The following is a 22,038-nucleotide window of genomic DNA, read 5'->3' as shown; positions in this document are numbered from 1 at the left end:
GTTACTTGTCCTCTCTTTCGTTTGTTTTACTTTCCTCAGATGGTTTCCTATTTTCTAGCTCCATTACCTGGCTTGAAAATCCAGCCAAATACGTTCCAGAAAGTTTTTCATCGTTAAATTCCCCAGGGAGAAATTGATCGGTTACTTCGATAATTAATTTGTAAAGCTTATTAGCTCTATTGCCCAAGCGAGATTTATAAGGAAGCAAACTATCATGTATTGTCTTCCATGTTCTTTTAGGTTTGTTAGAAAAACTAACCATATACCGTTCAGCATTAGTATCACGTTTTTCTCCTTGTTCATTTAAAGCCCATTTTTCAAGTACATAAGCAATAGCAAGTAACCTTCCAAATAAGTAATCACGAGTATTATCTTCCTTATTTAGCGCCAATCCTATTTCCTCCTCCTTATTGACTAATGCACAGGCAATACTAAGTGTTTTCTTCCATTCCCAAGACTCCATTGAAACTGGATTAGATGCTCTCTGAACTGCACTTCTTATAATGTCTTTTGGAACATTACGTTTATCCACGATGCATGGAAGCACACGTTCCATTAATCCTTTCACAACTTTATCGCTTGCACCCGAGCCATAAGCTGCAAATGCAATGTCTTTCGTAGCAGGAGCGCCCTCAAATTCTACAACACCTCCTTCACTCTTACGATAGCGATGCCTCCAAACACATGTCTTATGCCAATGTTCTAAACGATTTAAATAGAGCTCCTTATTCATATGTTGATAATAAAGTACACCCATTCTTCCTGTAGTAGCAGAATCTAGAATTAAAATATTCACGTGGGCTTTAAACGACCCTTTACCTCTATATCCATCAATCAACTTCATGACTTCATTGGCTTGAATTAGTTGAGTGTTAGCCTTCTTTTCGATTTTCTGGTTACCTTCCTCCCAAAAATCTAGTGGATCTCCACCCGGATCTGGCAAGAAATCTTCTTCTTCATTTCCCCAGATAAGAAAGACACGATTGTCCAAAATTTTACCTTGGCGGTGAATCAGCCATTTCAAGGCATTATGCGCTTTTTGAGAAGCTTCGTAGCTAATGGTTGCTGCTTCTTGGCTGTTCATAAACCTTCCCCGGTAAGTAAATCCATTTTTGTCATTTCCGGAAATGAGCTTTGCTTTATCGTTAGCATGACGAATTTTGTTTGCATGGAGTGTGGTGATTGGATTAGTATTTCCTGTTACAAAACATACATCTTCTTCTGTTAATTGATCTCTATAAAACGCGATAAAAGAATCGTACATATCCTTATCCTTCCAAATATCCGTTAAAACATCATTGGAAGCATAAACATTAAAACGAACAAATGCACTTTGTTGACCACTTGTAACAGCAGAAAAGATTTCTGGCTTTTCACCGTATAATTTCTCGTATTCTTTATTCCATTTTTCTATCATTTTCTTATTTTCATCAAGATAAACTATTTTTTCCGCAACTAAATCCTTAATCAACCTCCCTTTTCTAAGGTAATTATATATACTTTTCACTTTTTCAACCGCGTGAGAAGAATTTGCCCAATTACGAAGTTGATTAATATATGCTACAAATGGATCTTCTTGTTTGATTATTCCGCCATATTCTTGAAAGTCTCCCGCCACATAACTTAACTTATCATGAAGTGGGTATGGAGCAACCTTTGTTCCGGAACGACTTGCAGCATCATCCGTACAGGGGATAAGAGTACTTTCTTTGCCTAACAGATGGGCAGTATGAAACTCCCCATCTTCAGTAACCAATACTTCAATATGAGCATTTTGCGTTGTGTGTGATATTGGAAGTAACGTATATTCACGATCATTATACTTTTTTATAACCTTGCCTACTTGATTTTCATTTGCTTCATAGGTTTCATAAAGATGAAGTAACCAGCTCATTTATTCACCTCCTATTTTATGGGCTAAAGAATCTGCAGATTCAACATTTGTTTTATCGAAATGTTTAGGGGTAATTTCCTTAATTTTCCTAACCAATGTACACTTTTCTGGTCTTTGAAATGTAATAATACCCTTTTTCATTACAGGTTTCCACAAACGAACTTCAAGTTCATTTTTTCCTGTCTCATCAGGATAATTCATTCCATGAACCATCGTTCCAAAATGTATCTCGCCCTCGTAATTATCATAAAAGCCCTTACCCTCACCAAAAGTACACGGCTCGACATACCCTTGACATTCACGCGTGCCGAGAAAAATATCTCTCCTTCCACCGGCTTTTAATGAGCGTTGCATAATATTGAAGTGCTTCCCTTCATTGCGGTCAAATGTCATATCTGGACGATTAAAGTTAAATTCAAAGTGAGCCCGTACTTGATAACACACATCTTTCAAATAAGTGTAATTAGCTAACGTATTTCTACCTCTATATTCAATGGGGCGAACCCCTTTGGATTCCATTTGTATGGGTTTCATGACTCTAACTTTATCAATTACGAAAAATAAAGTGGGTTTCCAATAAATGGATTCAACAATTCCTTTCAAAGCTTGATAAGTCGGAACATCATAAGTAAGTTTTTCACCACCAATTTTGGTTAACGGATCTGTAAACAACGCGTAGTCTCCATATAACTGGAATTCAAGTGTGTTTTTCATTTTGTCACCTCATAAAGTTAATTGGGACTTTTATAAAGAAACTCCAAGCAGCCATGCTTTAAAGCTCGCTATGAACTGCTCGGAACTCACTACACTTTAACCACATAATCACTGTTTTAGCGCAATGATTCGAACAATTTCCCTTAAAATCTCAGCATGAATAAGCTCCAATTTTTTATCTTTTACTATCATTTTCACAAGCTCGCCACCTTCCCTGTCAATTCCCTGGATATGGGGGATTATCTAATGGTATGATCAAAAACGGTATTCATACCAACCTTCACACATATTTGCTCATTGAACTATTTCGTTTTCATTAGATGCGTTATAAGTTATCGCCTTTAACTGATTTTACCGTAAGCGAAAAACGTTTATTCGCTGTTCTCCACTCAATATCCATGTTAAACTAAAGATATCGCTTTCAAGCGGGGATTGAAATAATGATAAATATGTGTGTGAGCCTACCTCCTCAGAGGTAGGTTTCTAAACTAATGCTAACCCCAACTCCCCTTCGCCCTCCATATCAAGCCCATGCTCCTTGCTATACCAGCGCTCTTTCAACTCGATGACCTGTCCATCCAAATGAATTTCCAAACCCCCTTCACTACTCAACTCATTCACTTCGTTTGGATACAGATTGATTGTGTATTGCTGCGCTTTTCGTAAGAGCTCGGTCAATTCCTCTACTCGAGCAGCACTATTTAATTTGTTGATTAACTCTTTTCCATCTCCATATGGCACTATCGCTGGTTGCGTAATATCGTTAATGACTCGAAAGTAATCTGCTGCTGTTTTATAACTGCTTGTATTAAGAAGCTCCAGCCCCTCATTTTCTTTCTTGTAGTCTTGAGCATACCCATTCCTATACGAATTAAACAAGAGATCCGTCATATCCTTATCGCCTAGATCTGTGATTGGGTAATTTAAAACTTCTTTAAACTTAACAGTATAAAATCGCCTAAAGTACAGTGTCATAGCCTCTCGAGATAACAAGCCGCCGCCGTGAGCCTTTGGGTTAGCTGACAAATCAGCAAGAATTTGCTTAGTTAAAATTTTGCCTTCCTTAATCTCCTTCAATTTATCTAACTTCTCCTCCAAGTGGTCAATCACATATACATATTTCAGCTCCTCATACTCACCATGGCGATTACAACGCCCCCCTGCCTGAGCAATAGAGTCGAGACCAGCGAGGGAACGAACAACACAAGAAAAGCTTACATTAACTCCCGCTTCAATCAGCTGAGTTGTCACACAAACAAAAGGTATTTTCGCTTTTAAAAGATCCTTCATTTCTCTTAGAATTCGATTCCGATGAGCAGGGCACATTGACGTGCTTAAATGGTACACAGGCAAAGAAAAAGAATCATCATTTTTTAATCGCACGTAAAGATCCTTAACTACAGCTTTCGTATTTAAAATGATAAGAATGCTCTGCTTATCTTCCAAAGTCTTCTTATTAATCCAATTTCCAAGATAATCAGTTGTCATAGGATATGACGTTTCATCAATAATCTCCACTCGTTTAAAAGCATCGTTGACACGATCAACTTGTTCAATGATCTCTCCATCGGCATTAATTTCAAGCTTATGATCAACGAATTCTAAAGCAGGCTGAGTTGCTGTACAAAACACTATGCTACAATGGGCGTCTTTCCTCAAGAAATTCAACGCTTCATTGAAGAGTGAAACACATTGAACCGGAACCTTTTGAACTTCATCGAAAATAAGTACAGAGTGACTTAGATTATGTAGTCTCCTTATATTGCGGGTTCCTTTCGAGTAAAAGACATTTAGAAACTGCACCATCGTTGTAAAAATAAGTGGGCTATCCCAATCATCACGAGCAAGCTTAATTTTTTCCTTAGTGTTAAAAAGGCCTTCTTGTTCCTCTTCATTTCCATCATTATTTTTGTCCTCGTCAATCACTATGTTGGAATGGTGCTCTAAGATGTGTCGATCATCTTTGAGAATGTCACGTACTTCTTTCGCATTCTGCTCGATAATGGTTGTAAAAGGGACAATGTATATGATTCGTTGCTTCGGATGCATTTGTGCATGTTTCAGCGCATACCTCAAACTCGCTAATGTTTTCCCACCACCCGTAGGAATTGAAAGTGTGTAAATACCCGATGGTTCTTCCGCAAACTTATCACATCGTTCGGCCATACCTGCGCGCAACTTATTAATCGGATGATCCGAAGTGGCACTCCGATTAAAAGTTTCATATTTGTCAATCAGCTTTTTGTAATATGACTGAAATAAACATAAGTGATCAAAGTACACTTTATTTTCCTTGTTATCTTCAAATTCTCTTGTGTTAGTTCTGTCAGCATCTATTAGTCCACTAAAGATATATTTCGTCAGAAATATTACTTGCGTAGGCGTTCGATCCATAATCGTTTTTAATTCATCTAAAGCATTGTTCACGTATTTATCAAATTCTACCTCTGTCATAACATACCGAAAAAAACATTCTTTGGATTTTTCAAATTCACAAATATCTTTTTCTTGCACCCGGAACAAATACTTTGAATTGAGTTCGGGCGTTATAAAATCTTGTAAGTAAGCATGATGAGAAATAATTGCATTTCCAACGATTTCAGCTAAAATTTTTTTGAAAGGGTCTGTCGTGTTATCATGGTACATGTTATATAGGAGTCTCCCACCTGCGGTAGAATGGTCAATTTTCCCTCGTTTTTCCGCGATTTCTGGATAGTGTACTGCATCCCAAATATAATTACGAAACTTTTCCGTATACTTCCCTAGATCATGAAGAACCCCTGCTAGCCCTACTACATGTTTTAACCCTATTTTCTCTCCATAATTTTCTGCCAAAATTTTAACGCCTAGCAAATGTTCACTAACTGTTTGAATCTTTTTGTCATATTCACGGATATGAGCAATGGATTGCACCTTATCAGACCTTCCTATCATTAATTAATGATCCCCGTAGCTATTTAGCGATCCAAAAAAACTGATATAACTTCTTATGGACGGTAAAGCTATCGCATAGTCAGGTTGGTTTCACTATTACTTAACATTTACAGATCTCTTTCCTGAACTATTCATAGAAATTCCAAAGTGACTTATGAACCCTTGGCTATCAAGGAATTCAGCTGAATGAAGTATTCATCAAATAAATGAAAAAAGAATCCGTTTCTGTTAGAGTTAAATTAACCGAAAATAACCACAGAAAAGATTCTTCCAATGGCTACCTTACAGAAAAGATCCATTGATTTCAATCGCAAGGTGAAGATCTCGAATGACGGTGGTGAGCTTTCCTCCGATACAGGGGAGCTATTATTTCTAGAATTAGATGAAAAACTTGGATTTTTCCATACGCTGGATAAACATTTGCACCTGAAAGACGAGAGACAATATCATTTTCATTCGAATGAGCACATGCTCCATCAAAAGATTTATCAGATGATTGCCAGTTATGCTAGGATGATGCGGCTGATCAATTAACAAACGATCCTGTGTTTAAACACATCATCGAAGCGCTTGACGCTATACTTCGTCACAATGCTAATCATCACACCACATTTTTTAAACAAGATCGAAAAATCGTTGGCTTTGATGTTCGTTCATGCTTTTACTTGGAGGTATGAATAATTCAGGTCTTTCTTTTTTATAATACTATCTGTCTGATAGTAAAAATGCAACTATAAATATGAGTATTTTAGATACATTGTTTTTAAAACTTAAAATACGTTAGATAAATTTAACCATAGGTTTTCACCCAAAAAGGTCAGCTAGCCATTTATGCTATGCCACAACATATAGTGTGTAAGACGGTAAATTCAAAACAATATAATGTGTTTTAAGAACGTATTTTTAAAAAACCTTCCTTTTTGGGAGCAAACCAACCATAACGATTCTAAAAAGTATACTCCCCTCCCTGTCAACTACTCGAATATAAGTTCTTTTAATCAAAGATTTAGTAAATCTCCTGATTATCAGCCTGGACTACTGCTCTATCACATGCCCACCATTCAAAAAAACCTTGACAAAACAATAAATTTAAAGAATGATTAACACTTAGCTTTTTTGTGCTCAGCGTCCAATGGTATCAAAAGGGGAGAAATAATGAAGTTTGGGGATTTGAAAAAAAGGGTTAATTTGCCCGTATTTTTCATAAGTGGTGGGTTGCTCGTTTTATTCGTTGTTATGTCATTTTTGTATTTTGATGGTGTCACTAATTTTGTTAACGCAGGTTTTGATCTTTCGATTACTTACTTTGGGGCTTTTTGGCAACTGTTATTATTAGCTACATTCGTTGTCGGGGTCGTTTTAGCTATTTCGAAGTATGGAAAGGTTCGTTTAGGGAATAAAGATAAACCGAGCATAAGTTTTTTTAAGTGGGCAGCTATTCTCGTTTCTTCGGGATTGGGGGCCGGGGGGATTTTTTGGGCAGCTGCCGAGCCTATTTATTATTTTACGGAAGTTCCTCCTATGCATACCGGTATCGCTAACGGCTCTCAAGAAGCAGTGGGTGTCGCCATGTCCCAAAGTTTTATGTCTTGGGGGTTTACTGCGTGGGCTGTTTATGGTGCAATTAGCGGCATGGTCATTATGTATGCCCATTATAATAAGAGCCTATCATTAAAACCGAGAACATTGTTATATCCAATCTTTGGCGACAAAATTGAGCATAATAAATGGGGAATAGCGGTTGATGTATGCTGTATTTTAGGAGCGGTTGCCGGTACAATCGGCACCGTTGGTTTTTTTGGTTTCCAACTCAGTTATTGGTTGGAGCATTCTTTCGGGGTTCCTGATGGGTTATCCACACAAATGCTCGTAATCGGATTGTTGATTACGATCGTTACCATTTCTGCGGTAACAGGCATCTCAAGAGGTATCCAGTTTTTGAGCAGAATGAATATTTGGTTGATTTTTCCTGTTGGCATCTTAATTCTTCTTTTGGGCCCGGGAGCTTTTGTCATCGATACGTTCATATCTTCCTACGGAACTTATATAACCGAATTTATGAACATCCATACGTTTCGCGGTGACAATGAATGGTTAGGTTTATGGATGCTGTTTTTCTTCGGTTGGTTTATCGGGTACGGTCCTTTAATGGCGATGCTCGTTGCCAGAGTGTCTCGCGGGAGAACCATTCGAGAGGTGTTTTTTGTCGTTTCGATTGTAGCCGCACTAGTGTCAAATGTTTGGTTTACTGTCCTGGGAGGATCTGGCATTTTTTATGAATTACAAAATGCGGGTTCCGTCAGTGGCCCTTTGATGGAAAGCGGATTGCCCGCGGCTGTTATTGCCACTGCAGAACAAATGCCTTTAGGCGCTTTAATGGCTATCCTTTTAGCTATATTAACCATTTTGTTCGTGATTACCACTGCAGATTCAATGTCCTATTCCATTTCCATGTCTGTGACCGGTGAAGGGGATCCGCCGAAACCGATTCGGGTATTCTGGGCAGTGATGATCGGTGTGATTTCGGTCATTTTGATTAATATCGGTGAAGGAAGCATCGATGCGATCCAATCGTTTATCATCATTACGGCGGTACCGATTTCCATCATTATGCTGCCGCTCCTATGGGGCGCACCTAAAGTTGCGAAGAAAATGGCGATTGAGCAAGGCATTGAAGAACAAAAGAAACAGGAATAGCGAAAAAAACCGAGTGCAGCCCTCCCCCTGCACTCGGTTTTTTTCCGCCTTATTCAAACAGCGAACTCACCGACACCTCATTGTGCACGCGGTGTATCGCATCCGCCACGAGCGGTGCGACGGAGAGAGTTGTGATCTTGTCGATCAATTTTTCCTCGGGGAGCTCGATCGTGTTGGTGACGACGAGTTCTTTTATCGGTGAGCCGTCGATGCGGCTGATCGCGGGGCCGGAAAGAACCGGATGCGTGCAGCAAGCGTAGACGGCGTTGGCCCCGTTTTCAATCAAAGCATTGGCTGCAGATGTGATCGTGCCGGCGGTATCGATAAGGTCATCGATGATGATGGCGTTTTTCCCTTCGAATTCACCGACGATGTTCATGACTTCAGATACGTTTGGGCGAGGGCGCCGTTTATCGATGAAGGCGATGGGCGCGTTCATTTCATCAGCCATTCTGCGCGCGCGGATGACCCCGCCGTTATCGGGAGCAACCACGACTACGTCTTCCAATTGCTTTGCTTTGAAATAGTCGGCAACGATCGGCACGCCTAACAGCTGGTCCACGGGAATATCAAAAAATCCCTGGACTTGAGGTGCGTGAAGGTCCATCGTAATCACACGGGTCGCGCCGGCGGTTTCCAGAAGATTGGCGATCAGCTTGGCGGTAATCGGTTCTCGGGAGCGCGCTTTTCGATCCTGTCTCGCGTAACCATAATAAGGAATCAGTACATTGATCTTTTTTGCCGAGGCGCGCTTTAAAGCGTCCAACATGATCAATAGCTCCATCATGTTCTCGTTCCCCGGTTGGCTCGTCGATTGGACGACGTACACCTCACACCCGCGGACGCTTTCTTCAATGCTCACCTGGATTTCCCCATCGCTGAACCGTTTGACGGAACTTTTTCCGAGTTCGCAGCCAAGCTGTTGGACCACCTCATGAGTGAGTGTAGGGTTCGAACTTAATGAAAAAATTTTAAATGTATCGTTTAACGAATAGCTCATTGTTCCTCTCCTATTTAGGTAAATTGACTGGTGTCACTGCTTCTTTTCCATTGAGGACTTGAATAAGGTTATCCGCAGCTAAATCGGCCATCGCGCGTCGTGTTTTTACACTGGCGCTGCCAATATGCGGGACGGGCGTCACGTTCGATAACGTTAGGAGCGGGTGGTCCGCCGGGACAGGTTCCTGTTCATAAACATCAAGCCCGGCGCCCCAAATTCCGCCATTGGCAAGAGCATCGTAAAGCGCATTTTCATCAACGATGCCGCCACGGGAAGCGTTAATTAAAATGGCATTCTCCTTCATTAAAGCAAGTTCACGTTCTCCAATCAAGTGGTGGCTTTCTGAACTATAGGGTAAAAGGAGCATGACGAAATCGGCCTTTTCGAGTAGCCGGTCCAGTTCCGCGTATGCAATGTCAAGTTGCGACTCTTTGTCTATTTTTCTCGTCCGACTGTAGTAAAGCACATCCATCTCAAAGCCTTTCGCGCGCTTTACGACCGCTTCGCCGATTCTGCCGAGGCCGACGATGCCAAGCGTTGCGCCAAATACGTCCTGGCCAGTAAATTGCATCGGCGACCAAGCGCCCCATTCTCCTTTTCGGAGGGTGTCCGATGTTTCTACCAAGCGGCGCGCGGAAGCCATTAAAAGCGCGAAGGCAAGGTCCGCAGTCGTTTCCGTCAAGACATCTGGCGTGTTCGTAACCGTGATACCGTTGGCGGTGGCTGTTTCTACATCGATATTGTTATGCCCGACCGCCATGTTCGCGACCAATTTTAACTGTTTCGCTGCTTGCAAGACTTCTTCATCAATTTTTTCCGTAATCATGCAAAATAACCCATCGACGTCTTTGATTTCCTCAAGCAGCGTCTCACGCGGCACCGGCGTGTCTTCTTCGTCCCAAGACCGTACATCAAAATGTTCGGCGAGCCGCGACTCAATATCTTCCGGCAATTTTCGAGTCACATAGATTTTGCGGATCGAGGTCAACATTTTCACTCCCATTGCTTTTTTCTTTTATTATTATAGCATTAATATACAAACAATTTTAGGGATATGGAGGGATAGACATGAAATTGAAGGAAAAAGTCGCGGTCGTCACCGGTGCCGGTTCAGGCGTCGGACGAGCCATTGCTCAGCGATTCGCTCGGGAAGGGGCGAAAGTCGTTGTTTCTGACATGGATATCGACGCTGCAAAAGAAACTTTGTCGGGCATTGAGGCGCGGAGCTGGGTAGCATTTGCACATCGGGCTGACATCACGCGGGAAGAGGATGTTGAGCATTTGATTGACGCCGCGATTGAACATTTCGGCACGTTTGATATTCTCGTTAATAACGCGGGGATAATGGACAATATGGTGCCAGCCGCGGAAATAACCGACGAACTCTGGCACCGGATTCTCGATGTCAACACGACCGGTATGATGCGCACGATTCGCACAGCCCTTCCTATTTTTATGAAAAAGAAACAAGGCGTGATCATCAATATGGCACCTTCAGCGAGTCTCCAAGAATCGCGCGCAGGATTGGCTGATACGGCTTCCACGTACGCGGTGTTTGGCATGACAAAAAACGTCGGTTTCCAATACGCGAATGAGGGGATTCGTTGCAACACGATTGCACACGGCAAGGGGAATGCGGATGAAGCGGCCGGGATCGCGCTCTTTCTCGCTTCCGAAGATGCCTTGTTAGTGAATGGCGAAGTGATTCGTGCTGACGCGGGATGGTTGGCGTACTGATCATCGTACCTCGGACAATTTTGCGGGAGGCTACCATTGAATCCAGAACACAATACATTATACGATATAAAAATGGGCTGATTGCCGATATTATATCGCTAAACAGCCCTTTGCGATATAATATTAGAGCGATCGGCCGGAATTATACCGTAAGAAAGGTTTTTACGATATAATCTCAGAGTAATCGCTGAAATTATATCGTAAACACAAGCTGAATGGTTTCACCCACCCACATTGAAACATCATCCTTGTTTTCTTTTGGCCCGATTCACCTTGGTTCATGGCAAAATACTCATGTACGTCGCTTTTTTGGCTTGATTGGCCTCGATGCATGACAAAAGTCTTGCGCTCCTCTCTTTTTTGGCATTAATCGCTTCGATTCATGCCAAAGTTCTCCTGCCCCTCGATTTTTTGGCCCGGCCTACTGCCGAATGCATGCCATTCCTTCGCTGCTTTACCCCAGCACCGCACGGTCATTCGCGAGCTGTTCCCCGCGGATCTTCTGAAATTCGTTAAGCAGCTGCTCGATCGTGAGCGCCTGCTTTTCTTCACCGGAGGCTTCAAAAATAATCTTTCCCTTATCCATCATGATTAAGCGGTTGCCAAGATCCAACGCTTGCTGCATATTGTGCGTCACCATTAGCGTCGTCAAACCGGTACCTTCAACGATGTCTTTTGTGATACCGGTGATCAGTTCCGCGCGCGACGGATCCAAAGCGGCGGTATGCTCATCAAGCAACAGAATCGAAGGCGTTGTGAACGTTGCCATCAGCAAAGACAACGCCTGGCGTTCCCCGCCGGAGAGGAAACCGACCTTCGCCGTCAGCCGGTCTTCCAGACCGAGGCCAAGAGTCGCTAATTTTTCCTTAAAATACGTCCTTCTTTTTTTCGTAACGCCAACAGCGAACGCGGAGCGTTTTTTCGTACGGCTATAGGCCATCGACATATTCTCTTCAATCGTCATCGATGGTGCCGTGCCGGCCATGGGGTCTTGAAAAACCCTGCCGATAAACATCGAACGTTCGTATTCGGCGAGTTTCGTCACATTTCGACTGTCAATCTCCACGACACCGACATCCGGAGTCAATTTTCCCGAAATCATATTCATGAGCGTTGATTTTCCGGCCCCGTTACTGCCGATCACCGTTACAAAATCCCCCGGCGCAAGGGTAAGATTAGCGTCCTCGAGAGCGGTCTTTTCATCGACCGTTCCTTCGTTAAACACTTTATAGATCTGACTTAGTCGAAGCAGAACCGCTCCCTCCTTCAAATTCCTGTTTCAATTGGCGCGCTTTGCGGGATCTTCGCCTGCGGTCTTTTTGATTTTCGAGCATTTTCGGAATGACGAGGGCACCGACCACGATCACCGCGGTAATTAACTGCATATCGCCGGTCTCCAGAAAATCAACCCGAAGGGCAAGCGCCACTACCATGCGGTAGATAACAGCACCACAAATCACGGCGAGCGTAATTTTAAAAACAGATCCTTTTCCAAAGATCGCTTCCCCGATGATGACAGAAGCAAGCCCGATAATGATCATCCCGATCCCCATGTTCACATCGGCAAAGCTGCTATATTGGGTCACAATAGCCCCCGAGAGCGCGACAAAGCCGTTGGAAATGCCGAGTCCCAATATTTTTAATCGATCCGTATTGGCCGACAGGCTGCGAATCATGTCGGGATTGTCCCCTGTCGCCCGCACCGCGAGACCCACTTCTGTTTTTAAAAAATAATCCGTAAACGCTTTTATAAGGATGACGATCAGAATGGCTAGTAATAGCACTGCCCACGTCGATGGGGCAAATGGAATACCAACCGCGGCCAAAGCGCCATTGACCCAACCATCGATCGGGAGGCCAGCCCAATAATCAGAAAACATGGAAATAATCGTGTTGTCATTCATCAAGGAAATGTTCGGGCTGTTTCCCATGATCCGCAAGTTAATGGAATACAACGCGATCATCATTAAAATCCCCGACAACAACGGATTGATTTTCCCTTTGGCATGCAAAGTTCCCGTTACGCAGCCGGCGATAAATCCGGCGATCAGCGCGGCTATTGTCGCCACAATCGCCGAATATCCCGACACAATCATAACCGCCGCGACCGCACCACCGGTGACAAAACTTCCGTCCACGGTTAAATCCGGAAAATTGAGTACCCGAAACGACAAATACACGCCAAGAGCCATAATGCCATAAATAAGTCCAAGTTCAATCGAGCCAAAGATGGCGGTGAACATGCCTCTTCACCTCGGCTTCCTATTCATTAATAATCTCATCAGCCAGATCATCCCAGCTATCATCCCACTCGATATCCATCCGCTCGGCAGCCCCTTCATTAAAGACAAGTTCCAGTTCCGGCGGAAATTCCACGGCAAGCGACTCCGGATCCGCTTCCCCGTTCAGCACATCGATCGCCATTTCCCCCGTTACATAGCCGATATCATAGTAAGAAAACCCGAAACCGGCAAAACCGCCTGCTTCCACGGAATCAAGCTCGCCGACAAATAGCGGCAACCCTTCATTTTCAGCGACGCCAATAACGGAATCAAGTCCCGAAACGACTTCATTGTCGGTAATGATGTAAAACGCATCGACAGACCCAACTAAACTTTCCGTGGCACTTTGCACATCGGCAGATGTTTGGACGGTCGCTGTTTGCACATCCATACCGGCTTCTTCCGCTGCTTCTTCAGCTAAGCCGACTTGGTATTCCGAGTTTTGTTCGCCGGCGTTATACACCATGCCGATCGTCTCCACATCCAGCTCATCGCCCATCAGCTCGACCGATTGCGAAATGGCGTCGGGATGCAAGTCCATCGTCCCCGTCGTATTTCCGCCCGGTGCATCAAGGGTGTCAACCAGTTCCGCCCCCTCTGGATCCGTTACAGACGTGAACATAATCGGAATATCATCGGTGGATGACGTCATGATTTGAGCTGCAGGTGTGGCATTTGCGAAAATTAAATCAACATTATCACCGACGAACGTATCTGCGACCGTCTGTATCACGTTCATGTCACCGCTTGCATTTTGCTCATCATACGTGACGTCAAGCTCGGATTCCTCGATCGCATCTATAAACCCTTCCGTTGCTTGATCCAGCGACGGATGATCGGCATACTGCACAACACCAATGTCATAACTTTCCCCTTCCGCTGCATCCCCGTTCTCATCGCCTGCCGCCGCGTCCTCTGTTTCTTCATCTCCACAGGCTGTCAGCAACGCTGTTAGTAATACGATAGACCCTATCTTGAACATCCCTTGCTTTTTCATTCCATCACTCTCTCCCTAAATTTTAGTCCTTTATTCCTTTAATGTTTTTTTTCGTTAAAGTAAATTATAAACGGTTTATATAAAAATTCAATGGTATTTTCTCCGCACTTATGTTTACGTCTCTATTTTTTTCGGGTATTGCCGTGGTGTACCTAACCAAAAGGAGTGAAGCTCTATGGCTGACAATAAAAAAATCTTGATGGTCGTCACGAACGGCCAAGAAATGAACAACGGACATTTTGCCGGTATTTGGCTATCGGAATTCGCCGAGCCGTATGAAGAACTGCGTGTCAATGGGTATGAGGTAACCGTCGTGAGCCCGAAAGGCGGTGAATCTCGCATCGACAAGAATAGTTTGGAAGATGATACCATCCCTGCCGGGTGGCAAGAAATTGCTCGGCTCTTGAAAAACACGGAAGCGATCGATAACGTGAACGCCGATGATTATGACGCCATTTTCTTGCCCGGCGGACACGGAACGATGTTTGATTTCCCTGAGAACGCAAAGCTACATTCTTTGCTTCGCAATTTCGCGGAAGATGACAAATCGATCGGGGCCGTTTGCCACGGACCAGCCGGTTTGGTTGGCGCTACCCTGAACGACGGAACACCGATCGTGAAAAATAAAACCATTACGGCATTCACCGATTCCGAAGAACGTGGCGTACAATTGGAAAACGAAGTTCCTTTTCTGTTGGAATCGAAACTGCGAGAACAAGGTGCCGCTTTTGTTACGGCAGACGATTGGACGGAAAACACGCAAACGGACGGCAAGCTCGTCACCGGCCAAAATCCGCAATCTTCAGTGAGTGTGGCGAAGCAATTGGTAAAAACATTAGAAACGTAAAACGTGCAGGCATGTATTTGGAAATACATGCCTTTTGTACTTTAAGAATGTTTAACTTTGAATTAAAGTATAAGTAAAACCAGGCTTCCGCTATAAGCCGGAAGCCTAGTTTTACTAATGTTTAGCCCGTCTCCTTCACGGGTAAAATAACCCCCGTAGCCATGAGTAGGCTTTGGAGGTGTAGCGGATGTTCGACTTTTCTGATTTGCTGCGTTTGCTCGTGTCGGTCTTTTTTATATTGCCGACTGTCTCCATCATTCGTGAAGCGGGTTATTATTTAGCTGCAGTTTTGTTGGGCGCAACAAACAAGTATATCGTTGTCGGATCCGGTCCGGTGTTATTTCGTTTTCCTTCCATAGAAGTACGCCGGTATTTTTTTATGACGAGCTGGATCACCTACGATGAAATTCAACCTGACCATAAATTTTGGCATATTTTGATCTACGCTTCCCCGATGCTCAGCAATATTATCGTGGCCGTTATCATCAATTCACTGCTCGGTGCCGAAATTTTGGGCGGAGAAATTTTTTGGAATACGTTTTTATTTTATACGTTTTATTTCGTACTTTTTGATGCCCTACCGGTCTATCAACCCGATGGACAGCCGACGAACGGACGGGCAATTTATGATGTCATTCGCCACAACCATTGGCACACGTCAGAGCGAAGCTACGACGATCCCAACCACCCTGCCGCGCGGACGAAAGAGCAGGAAGAGACAATCAAAAACCGGGATCGGGATATAGAGCGGAAGGATGAGGCTTGATCCTTGTTTTCATGTCTAATACAATGACCCTTTAGCGCTTTAAAGAGAGGAGATGCCTTCGTGGAAAATAAAGCTGGTTTACGTGGGTCCCTGTTGGTTTTATTTATCGTTATTCTCGTTCTTGCCATCAGTATCCTCCATTATGAAGCGGCGCCCCATATCCCGATTTTAATCGGGGCAATGATCGTTACGGTCTATGGGTTCATGCTCGGTAACAAATGGGATTCTATGGAAAAAGCGATCGTTAACGGCATCGCGCAAGGAATCGCCCCGATCCTGATTCTCAGTTTAATCGGGACACTCATTGGCGTCTGGGTGTTGAATGGCACGGTTCAAACCATTACATATTACGGCCTGCAGCTTTTATCTCCCGCTACATTTCTTGTTTCCGCCGTGGTTATCACCGCGATTGTGGCAACGATGGTCGGGAGTTCATTAAGCGCGATGGGGACGATCGGTGTCTCGCTCATGGGGGTCGCCTACGGGATGGATGTATCACCGGCAATGGCCGCGGGCGCGATCGTAAGCGGCGCGATTTTCGGCGATAAATTGTCGCCCCTTTCAGACACGACAAACCTTGCCGCCGCGACAGCGAAAACAAACATTTTTGAACACATACGCCATATGTTATGGACGACGATCCCGGCGCTTATTATAACCTTACTTATTTTTGGCGGAATCGGATTGGTTAACACGCAAGGGGCAGCAGATACCGGACAAATTGATGACATGATGAACGTCTTGCAATCAGAGTTTACGATCAGCGTTGTGACGCTTTTATCCCCATTGCTTATCATCGGTTTGGCCGTCGCGCGAGTGAAGCCGATTCCTTCATTGGCACTGGGACTACTCGTTGCGGCACTAACAACATTTGTCACAGCACCAGGGAGTACACTTGGTGATATCATGGCAGCTGCCCATTCCGGATTTACCGCTGAAACAGGCTTTGAAGCCATTGACGATCTTCTGTCATTGGGAGGCCTGGAAGACATGCTCTTCGGGATATCGCTAATTATTATCGCGCTCGCGTTCGGCGGTATTATCCAGGGGATAGGCATCACCGGAGCGTTAATCGGGGGATTGCAGCGTGTACTCAGAAGCCGGGGCAACACGATCGCCTCCACTTTGGTTTCTTGTCTTGGTGTGAACGTCGCCACCGGCGAGCAATATTTATCGATCATTTTGCCCGGGCAAATGTATGAAGAAACGTACCGAAGACACAGCCTCCATCCGAAAAACTTAAGCCGAACGATTGAAGACGGCGGAACCATCCTGCATCCGCTCGTACCCTGGGGCGTCATCGGCGCATTCGTCATGACAACGTTGAACGTGGGGATGGATTATGTGTTTTTTGTATTTCTTAGTCTTGTCACGCCATTCATCGCGCTGTTTTATGCGTATACGGGATGGACGTTGGCGAAGAGGGATGATGATTCGTTGTAAGTGAGGCAACCGCCGGGAGCGGTTGCCTCATCGACGTTTGGCTGATATAATTCGTTTTTCGGCTGATAAATCATCTGTTCTAGCTGATATATTCCGTTTTATGGCTGATATACGAGGATGTTAAATCCTATCCAAACAATCCGTTTAAAATCAGCAACAACGGCAGTGCCACGCCCCATGCAATCGTCGTCGGGATCGACCATACTAGAAGCTGCTCTTTGACGTTCTTGATCCCAAGCATGCGATTAACAACCCAGAACATGCTGTCGTTAAAGTAAGAAAACACCATTGATCCTACTGTAGCTGCCAACGCTGCAAAGACCATGCTGACATCCATTGTTGCGACAATCGGTGCGGAGATCGAGGCACCAGTGATCATGGCAACGGTACCACTCCCTTGGATGAGTCGAACAGCGGTAGCAATGAGGAACGGGATCATAATAGCAGGTAGACCGGTTTGGGCAATTTGTTCCCCGATCAGTTCCCCTGTGCCACTTTCTTCTAACACGGAACCGAGTGCGCCCCCGGCACCGGTAACAAGTAAAATAATACCCGCGTTTTTGATTCCCTCTTCCATCCGCTCAATAGCATCCGCCTGCCGAACATTATGAAAAAGTCCATAAATCGCAATGATTAAACCAATCGCGACAGCAATGACCGGATCACCCAAAAACGTGATATATTCAACCGCTAAACCTTCAGTGTCGGTTGCCGCTATCGATGTGTTCATTAAGATTAAAATGATCGGTATTAAAATGGGCGCGATGGATATCAGCAATCCGGGTAGATTTTTTTGTTCTTGCATTTCGTAGTATTCGTCTAGACTGTTAATGGTATTCTCCGGACGAACATAGTCCAGTCCATCTTCCGTGGGCAATTGATAGATTTTCTTTCCTATCCATTTTCCATAAAGGACACCGGAGATTAAGACGGGAATCCCGAGAATCAATCCCCAGAGCATCATCATTCCGACATCGATGCCATAAATTCCGGCTACACCTAACGGACCAGGGGTCGGGGGTACCATATGGTGGGTAGCTGTTAAACCAATTCCAAGGGCAATGCCTAGCGATACAACGGATTTGCCGGTTTTTGTTGATAACGCTTTCACAATAGGCATTAAAATCACATAAGCAGAATCGACGAAGATAGGAATAGAGACAAAATAACCCGCGACTGCCATCGCCCACTCTTCTTTCTTTCTCCCCAACCACTTGATGAGCGTATAGGCGATTCGTTCTGCGGCACCGGAGACTTCAAGCACACGACCCATCATCACTCCAAGACCGATAACAATTCCAATCGTGCCTAATGTGCCACCGAATCCTTCCGTAATCGTTTCGATGACCGTGGAGGGGGCCATCCCTCCAACAATACCGGTCACCGAAGCAGCAATCAGCAACGCTACGAAAGCATGAATTTTCGTTTTCAACACTAACACGATGAGTATAAATACGGCGAGAATTAATGCGAAAATCATCTGTGCGCCTTGCGCTTCCATATTCATTCACTCCTCTACCTATTAAACGTTTGTAAAATACTTGGCGTATTTGGCTGATATTTCCAGGCATTCTTCCATGCTGACAGCGCTAGCCTCACCGGTCCCTGCAATATCAAAGGCGGTTCCGTGGTCGACAGATGTGCGTAGAAAAGGAAGACCATTCGTAATCGAAATCGTGCGCTCAAAATCGGTCATCTTCGCCGCAATGTGACCTTGATCATGATAAAGGGATAGCACGGCATCGTATTTTCCTTGCAACGCTTGATGAAAAACGGAATCTGCCGGGACGGGCCCTACCGCAGCGATCCCATCTTCTCGTGCTCGTTCAATCCCAGGTGAAATTTCATTAACTTCTTCCATGCCGAAAAGTCCATTCTCGCCGCTGTGAGGATTCAAGCCGGCAACAGCTATCTTTCGTGAATCAACACCGAGTTGCTGCAATGCTTGGTCACAGCGAAGAAGATAATCATGGACACGGTCTGCTGTCATTTGTGCAATGGCGTCCTTAAGCGAGAGATGTCTAGTTAGGAAAAAGATTCTTGATGAATGAACCTCAAACATCGTTAATGGATCATTCGTCCCCGTCATATTGGCGAGCATTTCCGTGTGGCCAATATGGGGAACTTCTGCTGCCTTCAATGATTCCTTATTAATCGGGGCGGTGGCAATGACATTGATTTGACCTTCATTGGCCAACTCCACTGCTTTCTTAATATACGTGTAAGCGGCTTGACCACATGACGCTTGCACCTCTCCATAACGCAGTGAAGGCATGTCTACGGTCTCTAAATTCAATACATCCATTTGTCCATATTCAAATCGGGCTTCACTCGGGTGATCAATTTGGCGGAGTTTTATTTTAGAATTAGTCACTTCAATCGCTTTCTCTAGAATATCGCTTTGACCAATAACAAAGATATTCCCTAACGCCTGGATCTCTTGATTGGCCATTGCCTTTACAACGATTTCAGGGCCGATTCCCGCCGGATCCCCCATTGTTGTTGCAATGATCGCCTTGTTATCGCGCATAGCAATCTCCTTCTTTCTTTTTTAATGCTTCTTGTAAATAACGCACTGAATCGTACATGGCCCGCTCATCACCGGCCAACCCTCCTTTGGTCACCATCGGCAAACGATCAAATTGACCACCGCTCAGCTGACCATATGCCAGCAGTGGTTGAATTTCTTCAATGAGCTCAATGCCCTGGGCCTTAGCTGATGTGCAAATCGCTGCAAGCACTTCACCTCCGCTTGAAAACAATCCGATATTCCCGCTAAAATGATCTCTAGCCATCATGCTTGTGAAAATTTCTCCTAATCCATCAGTGATTCGATTTCCCAGTTCACTTATTTTCTTTCCCTTTTTTTGCTGCAAGTCACTCAAATCAACGGATGGTTGACTCGGGTGACTAGTGGTAATGATGACAACATTCGCATGTCGAAATTGATCAAGTGCTTCCCTTGACACACGTTCGATTTCTTCTTCCCAATGACCGCTAAAGCTTGCCAATTTCTCCGTTTCCGTATAGACGATACGGACATCTGCCTTTGCTTTTAAATATTCGATCTGATTCTTCGTATGGCTTGTCGTACTCCCTACGATTAAAAGAACCGGATTATCTTGGTTTTGTTTTTGCATTTTCTCTTGTACATAATACGAAGTGAGCGGCCCCGGATCTACTGGGATCACATAGTGATTCTGTATAGAAGCTATTGCTTTTGCAATCGTCTCAACATCACGATTACTGACCGCATCACAACAAATCATGCGCGCACCGTTGTCCATTTTTTGTTGTAACAGTATTTGTAATTCAATAGAGGATAGGCCGTTTATATCATCGAGTGAAATCAAGGCTGTTGCATGTTGACTTTGTGTTTCCAATAGGCCGGGTATGCTGGATTGTCGAATAGGCTTTACCGGGTCTTTTGCCACTTCTGTATTTTCCAGCAGGTCATCATTTACAAATAAACGACCATCGCGGACTGTTCGTTTTGAATCAGGAAAAGCGGGAACGATGATCGCCACGGAATCCGCGACAGATTCAAGGATGGCATCGACCTCGGCACCGATATTTCCACGAAACGTGCTGTCTATACGTTTCGTAATAAGCTCTGCTTCCCAGCCGCTAAGATAAGAGAATGATTCCTTGATTTTTTCTGCAGCTTCAGTTGGTTCCAAATAACGACTGTCCGTATTGAGAACGAGCGTGTTGTATCTCTCATCAGGAAAGGCTGTCCGATTGAGGACTGTAAGTGTACGTCGCCCCTGCTTCGTTAATTTTACGCCCGTCGCATTTGCCCCCGTCAGATCGTCCGCAATCACACCGACTCTCATAAACCTCCCTCCACTTTAGCGACGACCACGTTGCCGTGTAGATGCCTCGCCTTCATTTGTTCATCGGTTATTATTCCTTCTAATTCCTCAAGATGACATACATGGGCGAACGTTTTATGGTCAAATTTACTATGATCAGCAAGAAGCCACGTTTCGTTGGCGGCCTCAATCATGAGTTGTTTGATGTTTGCTTTTTCAATAGAAGGTGTTCTTACTTTGCCTTCGGAATCTATCGAATGAGCGCCAAGAAAACATTGATCAACATACACCGATTGAAGTATGTTTTGGGTATGGCTGCCAAACATCGCCCCCACCTCATGCTGAAGCTCGCCCCCTGTGACAATCACCTCAACCGGACTATTTATCAGTTCAGCAGCAATCAATACGTCGTTCGTCACCACCCTTAACCCTTCCCGGCCTTTTAACCAACGAGCGAGCGCCAACGTCGTCGTGCCTGAATCCAACATAATAGTCGAATGGTCAGCAACCTTCGAAACCGCTTCCAAGGCAATCGCTTTTTTTTCGGCTAAGTGAACATTTTCTTTCAATTGATAAGCGGTTTCTTCTCTCAATTGCGGAGCCGCCACTGCACCACCATGGGTGCGGATGATTTTCCCCTCTTTTTCTAAAGCGTTAAGATCCCTTCGAACAGTCATCGTTGATACTTGAAAGTGATGGGTTAAATCGGTGATATCAACTTTATCGTATTCCTGAATCAATTTAGCGATATGTTCTTTTCGATCATTCATATGCATATATACACCCATTTAATGATTGATTTAAACATCATTTGCCGATATTTTGATTGATATAAACATAATTGTCAAGTGTCTTGTATCACAAACACGCAAAAAAACCGTTGGTAGAGACGTCCCTCTTTCCAACGGTATC

17 protein-coding genes and 1 pseudogene are annotated in these 22,038 nt (G+C 44.2%); 6 read left to right on the top strand and 12 right to left on the bottom strand.

The genetic code is table 11. The features are described 5' to 3' along the window. Nucleotide 1: 1 nt before the first annotated feature. The 3 genes from cas8c to cas3 form a co-directional block, all read right to left on the bottom strand. A complete protein-coding gene (gene cas8c, locus HUG15_RS03865; protein WP_200127181.1) occupies nt 2-1,894 on the bottom strand; it encodes a type I-C CRISPR-associated protein Cas8c/Csd1 in 1,893 nt (630 codons plus the stop codon). Continuing rightward, nucleotides 1,895-2,608, bottom strand: coding sequence for a type I-C CRISPR-associated protein Cas5c (cas5c, locus tag HUG15_RS03860; RefSeq protein ID WP_200127179.1), 714 nt, complete (start codon nt 2,606-2,608; stop codon nt 1,895-1,897). Between the two features lie 483 nt (nt 2,609-3,091). Then, nucleotides 3,092-5,521 (bottom strand): CRISPR-associated helicase Cas3', encoded by a 2,430-nt coding sequence (cas3, locus tag HUG15_RS03850; protein ID WP_200127177.1) that lies wholly within the window; start codon nt 5,519-5,521, stop codon nt 3,092-3,094. A gap of 294 nt (nt 5,522-5,815) precedes the next feature. Here cas3 and HUG15_RS03845 point away from each other — a divergent pair. Beyond that, nucleotides 5,816-6,105, top strand: a pseudogene (locus tag HUG15_RS03845) (transposase); the annotation flags it as partial. A gap of 592 nt (nt 6,106-6,697) precedes the next feature. Further along, nucleotides 6,698-8,239 (top strand): BCCT family transporter, encoded by a 1,542-nt coding sequence (locus tag HUG15_RS03840; RefSeq protein ID WP_200127173.1) that lies wholly within the window; start codon nt 6,698-6,700, stop codon nt 8,237-8,239. 49 nt (nt 8,240-8,288) lie between these two features. Here the strand turns inward: HUG15_RS03840 and HUG15_RS03835 are convergent, their stop codons facing one another. Together HUG15_RS03835 and HUG15_RS03830 are read right to left on the bottom strand one after the other, a co-directional pair. Continuing rightward, nucleotides 8,289-9,239 carry a ribose-phosphate diphosphokinase gene (locus HUG15_RS03835; protein WP_200127171.1) on the bottom strand — a complete coding sequence of 317 codons (951 nt, stop codon included), beginning with the start codon at nt 9,237-9,239 and terminating at the stop codon, nt 8,289-8,291. A 10-nt stretch (nt 9,240-9,249) separates the two neighbouring features. Next, the gene (locus HUG15_RS03830; protein WP_246516615.1) at nt 9,250-10,218 is read right to left on the bottom strand and encodes a 2-hydroxyacid dehydrogenase; all 969 of its coding nucleotides are present in this window, start codon (nt 10,216-10,218) and stop codon (nt 9,250-9,252) included. A gap of 89 nt (nt 10,219-10,307) precedes the next feature. Here HUG15_RS03830 and HUG15_RS03825 point away from each other — a divergent pair, with 89 nt between their 5' ends. After that, nucleotides 10,308-10,976: an SDR family NAD(P)-dependent oxidoreductase gene (locus tag HUG15_RS03825; RefSeq protein ID WP_200127167.1), complete on the top strand. Its 669-nt coding sequence runs from the start codon at nt 10,308-10,310 to the stop codon at nt 10,974-10,976. 454 nt (nt 10,977-11,430) lie between these two features. Here the strand turns inward: HUG15_RS03825 and HUG15_RS03820 are convergent, their stop codons facing one another. The 3 genes from HUG15_RS03820 to HUG15_RS03810 are packed head-to-tail and all read right to left on the bottom strand — an operon-like array spanning nt 11,431 to nt 14,255. Then, entirely contained in the window at nt 11,431-12,228 is a 798-nt protein-coding gene (locus HUG15_RS03820) for an ABC transporter ATP-binding protein (protein ID WP_200128826.1), read from the bottom strand. Continuing rightward, nucleotides 12,203-13,219 (bottom strand): ABC transporter permease, encoded by a 1,017-nt coding sequence (locus HUG15_RS03815; protein WP_200127165.1) that lies wholly within the window; start codon nt 13,217-13,219, stop codon nt 12,203-12,205. The genes HUG15_RS03820 and HUG15_RS03815 overlap by 26 nt, the downstream gene beginning before the upstream one ends. A gap of 19 nt (nt 13,220-13,238) precedes the next feature. After that, nucleotides 13,239-14,255 carry an ABC transporter substrate-binding protein gene (locus HUG15_RS03810; RefSeq protein ID WP_200127163.1) on the bottom strand — a complete coding sequence of 339 codons (1,017 nt, stop codon included), beginning with the start codon at nt 14,253-14,255 and terminating at the stop codon, nt 13,239-13,241. A 175-nt stretch (nt 14,256-14,430) separates the two neighbouring features. Here HUG15_RS03810 and HUG15_RS03805 point away from each other — a divergent pair, with 175 nt between their 5' ends. The 3 genes from HUG15_RS03805 to nhaC all read left to right on the top strand — a co-directional run bounded on the left by HUG15_RS03805 (nt 14,431) and on the right by nhaC (nt 17,311). Then, nucleotides 14,431-15,102 (top strand): type 1 glutamine amidotransferase domain-containing protein, encoded by a 672-nt coding sequence (locus HUG15_RS03805; protein ID WP_200127161.1) that lies wholly within the window; start codon nt 14,431-14,433, stop codon nt 15,100-15,102. Between the two features lie 187 nt (nt 15,103-15,289). Continuing rightward, the gene (locus HUG15_RS03800) at nt 15,290-15,868 is read left to right on the top strand and encodes a hypothetical protein (protein ID WP_200127159.1); all 579 of its coding nucleotides are present in this window, start codon (nt 15,290-15,292) and stop codon (nt 15,866-15,868) included. A gap of 60 nt (nt 15,869-15,928) precedes the next feature. Continuing rightward, complete coding sequence (gene nhaC, locus HUG15_RS03795; protein WP_200127157.1) at nt 15,929-17,311, top strand: Na+/H+ antiporter NhaC; 1,383 nt, start codon at nt 15,929-15,931, stop codon at nt 17,309-17,311. Nucleotides 17,312-17,438: 127 nt separating this feature from the next. Here nhaC and HUG15_RS03790 read toward each other — a convergent pair whose 3' ends face one another. From HUG15_RS03790 to HUG15_RS03775, 4 genes are read right to left on the bottom strand one after another with little or no spacing between them, the layout of a single operon-like run. Further along, complete coding sequence (locus HUG15_RS03790; protein WP_200127155.1) at nt 17,439-18,812, bottom strand: GntP family permease; 1,374 nt, start codon at nt 18,810-18,812, stop codon at nt 17,439-17,441. A gap of 21 nt (nt 18,813-18,833) precedes the next feature. Then, entirely contained in the window at nt 18,834-19,841 is a 1,008-nt protein-coding gene (gene pdxA / locus HUG15_RS03785; RefSeq protein ID WP_200127153.1) for a 4-hydroxythreonine-4-phosphate dehydrogenase PdxA, read from the bottom strand. Then, the gene (locus tag HUG15_RS03780; RefSeq protein ID WP_200127151.1) at nt 19,831-21,147 is read right to left on the bottom strand and encodes a four-carbon acid sugar kinase family protein; all 1,317 of its coding nucleotides are present in this window, start codon (nt 21,145-21,147) and stop codon (nt 19,831-19,833) included. The genes pdxA and HUG15_RS03780 overlap by 11 nt, the downstream gene beginning before the upstream one ends. Beyond that, complete coding sequence (locus HUG15_RS03775) at nt 21,144-21,896, bottom strand: DeoR/GlpR family DNA-binding transcription regulator (protein ID WP_246516477.1); 753 nt, start codon at nt 21,894-21,896, stop codon at nt 21,144-21,146. The genes HUG15_RS03780 and HUG15_RS03775 overlap by 4 nt, the downstream gene beginning before the upstream one ends. Between the last annotated feature and the right edge of the window lie 142 nt (nt 21,897-22,038).

This window comes from Salicibibacter cibarius (assembly GCF_016495725.1).
GTDB lineage: Bacteria > Bacillota > Bacilli > Bacillales > Marinococcaceae > Salicibibacter > Salicibibacter cibarius.
This window is presented reverse-complemented; position numbering and strand designations above follow the sequence as displayed.

Bases quoted from the DNA above. Each gene is read 5' to 3' on its own strand.
- HUG15_RS03835 (WP_200127171.1), bottom strand. From the start codon at position 9,239: ATGAGCTATTCGTTAAACGATACATTTAAAATTTTTTCATTAAGTTCG.
- HUG15_RS03790 (WP_200127155.1), bottom strand. From the start codon at position 18,812: ATGGAAGCGCAAGGCGCACAGATGATTTTCGCATTAATTCTCGCCGTA.
- HUG15_RS03815 (WP_200127165.1), bottom strand. From the start codon at position 13,219: ATGTTCACCGCCATCTTTGGCTCGATTGAACTTGGACTTATTTATGGC.
- HUG15_RS03800 (WP_200127159.1), top strand. From the start codon at position 15,290: ATGTTCGACTTTTCTGATTTGCTGCGTTTGCTCGTGTCGGTCTTTTTT.
- HUG15_RS03775 (WP_246516477.1), bottom strand. From the start codon at position 21,896: ATGAATGATCGAAAAGAACATATCGCTAAATTGATTCAGGAATACGAT.
- cas5c (WP_200127179.1), bottom strand. From the start codon at position 2,608: ATGAAAAACACACTTGAATTCCAGTTATATGGAGACTACGCGTTGTTT.
- HUG15_RS03840 (WP_200127173.1), top strand. From the start codon at position 6,698: ATGAAGTTTGGGGATTTGAAAAAAAGGGTTAATTTGCCCGTATTTTTC.
- cas8c (WP_200127181.1), bottom strand. From the start codon at position 1,894: ATGAGCTGGTTACTTCATCTTTATGAAACCTATGAAGCAAATGAAAAT.
- HUG15_RS03780 (WP_200127151.1), bottom strand. From the start codon at position 21,147: ATGAGAGTCGGTGTGATTGCGGACGATCTGACGGGGGCAAATGCGACG.
- HUG15_RS03805 (WP_200127161.1), top strand. From the start codon at position 14,431: ATGGCTGACAATAAAAAAATCTTGATGGTCGTCACGAACGGCCAAGAA.
- HUG15_RS03810 (WP_200127163.1), bottom strand. From the start codon at position 14,255: ATGAAAAAGCAAGGGATGTTCAAGATAGGGTCTATCGTATTACTAACA.
- HUG15_RS03825 (WP_200127167.1), top strand. From the start codon at position 10,308: ATGAAATTGAAGGAAAAAGTCGCGGTCGTCACCGGTGCCGGTTCAGGC.
- pdxA (WP_200127153.1), bottom strand. From the start codon at position 19,841: ATGCGCGATAACAAGGCGATCATTGCAACAACAATGGGGGATCCGGCG.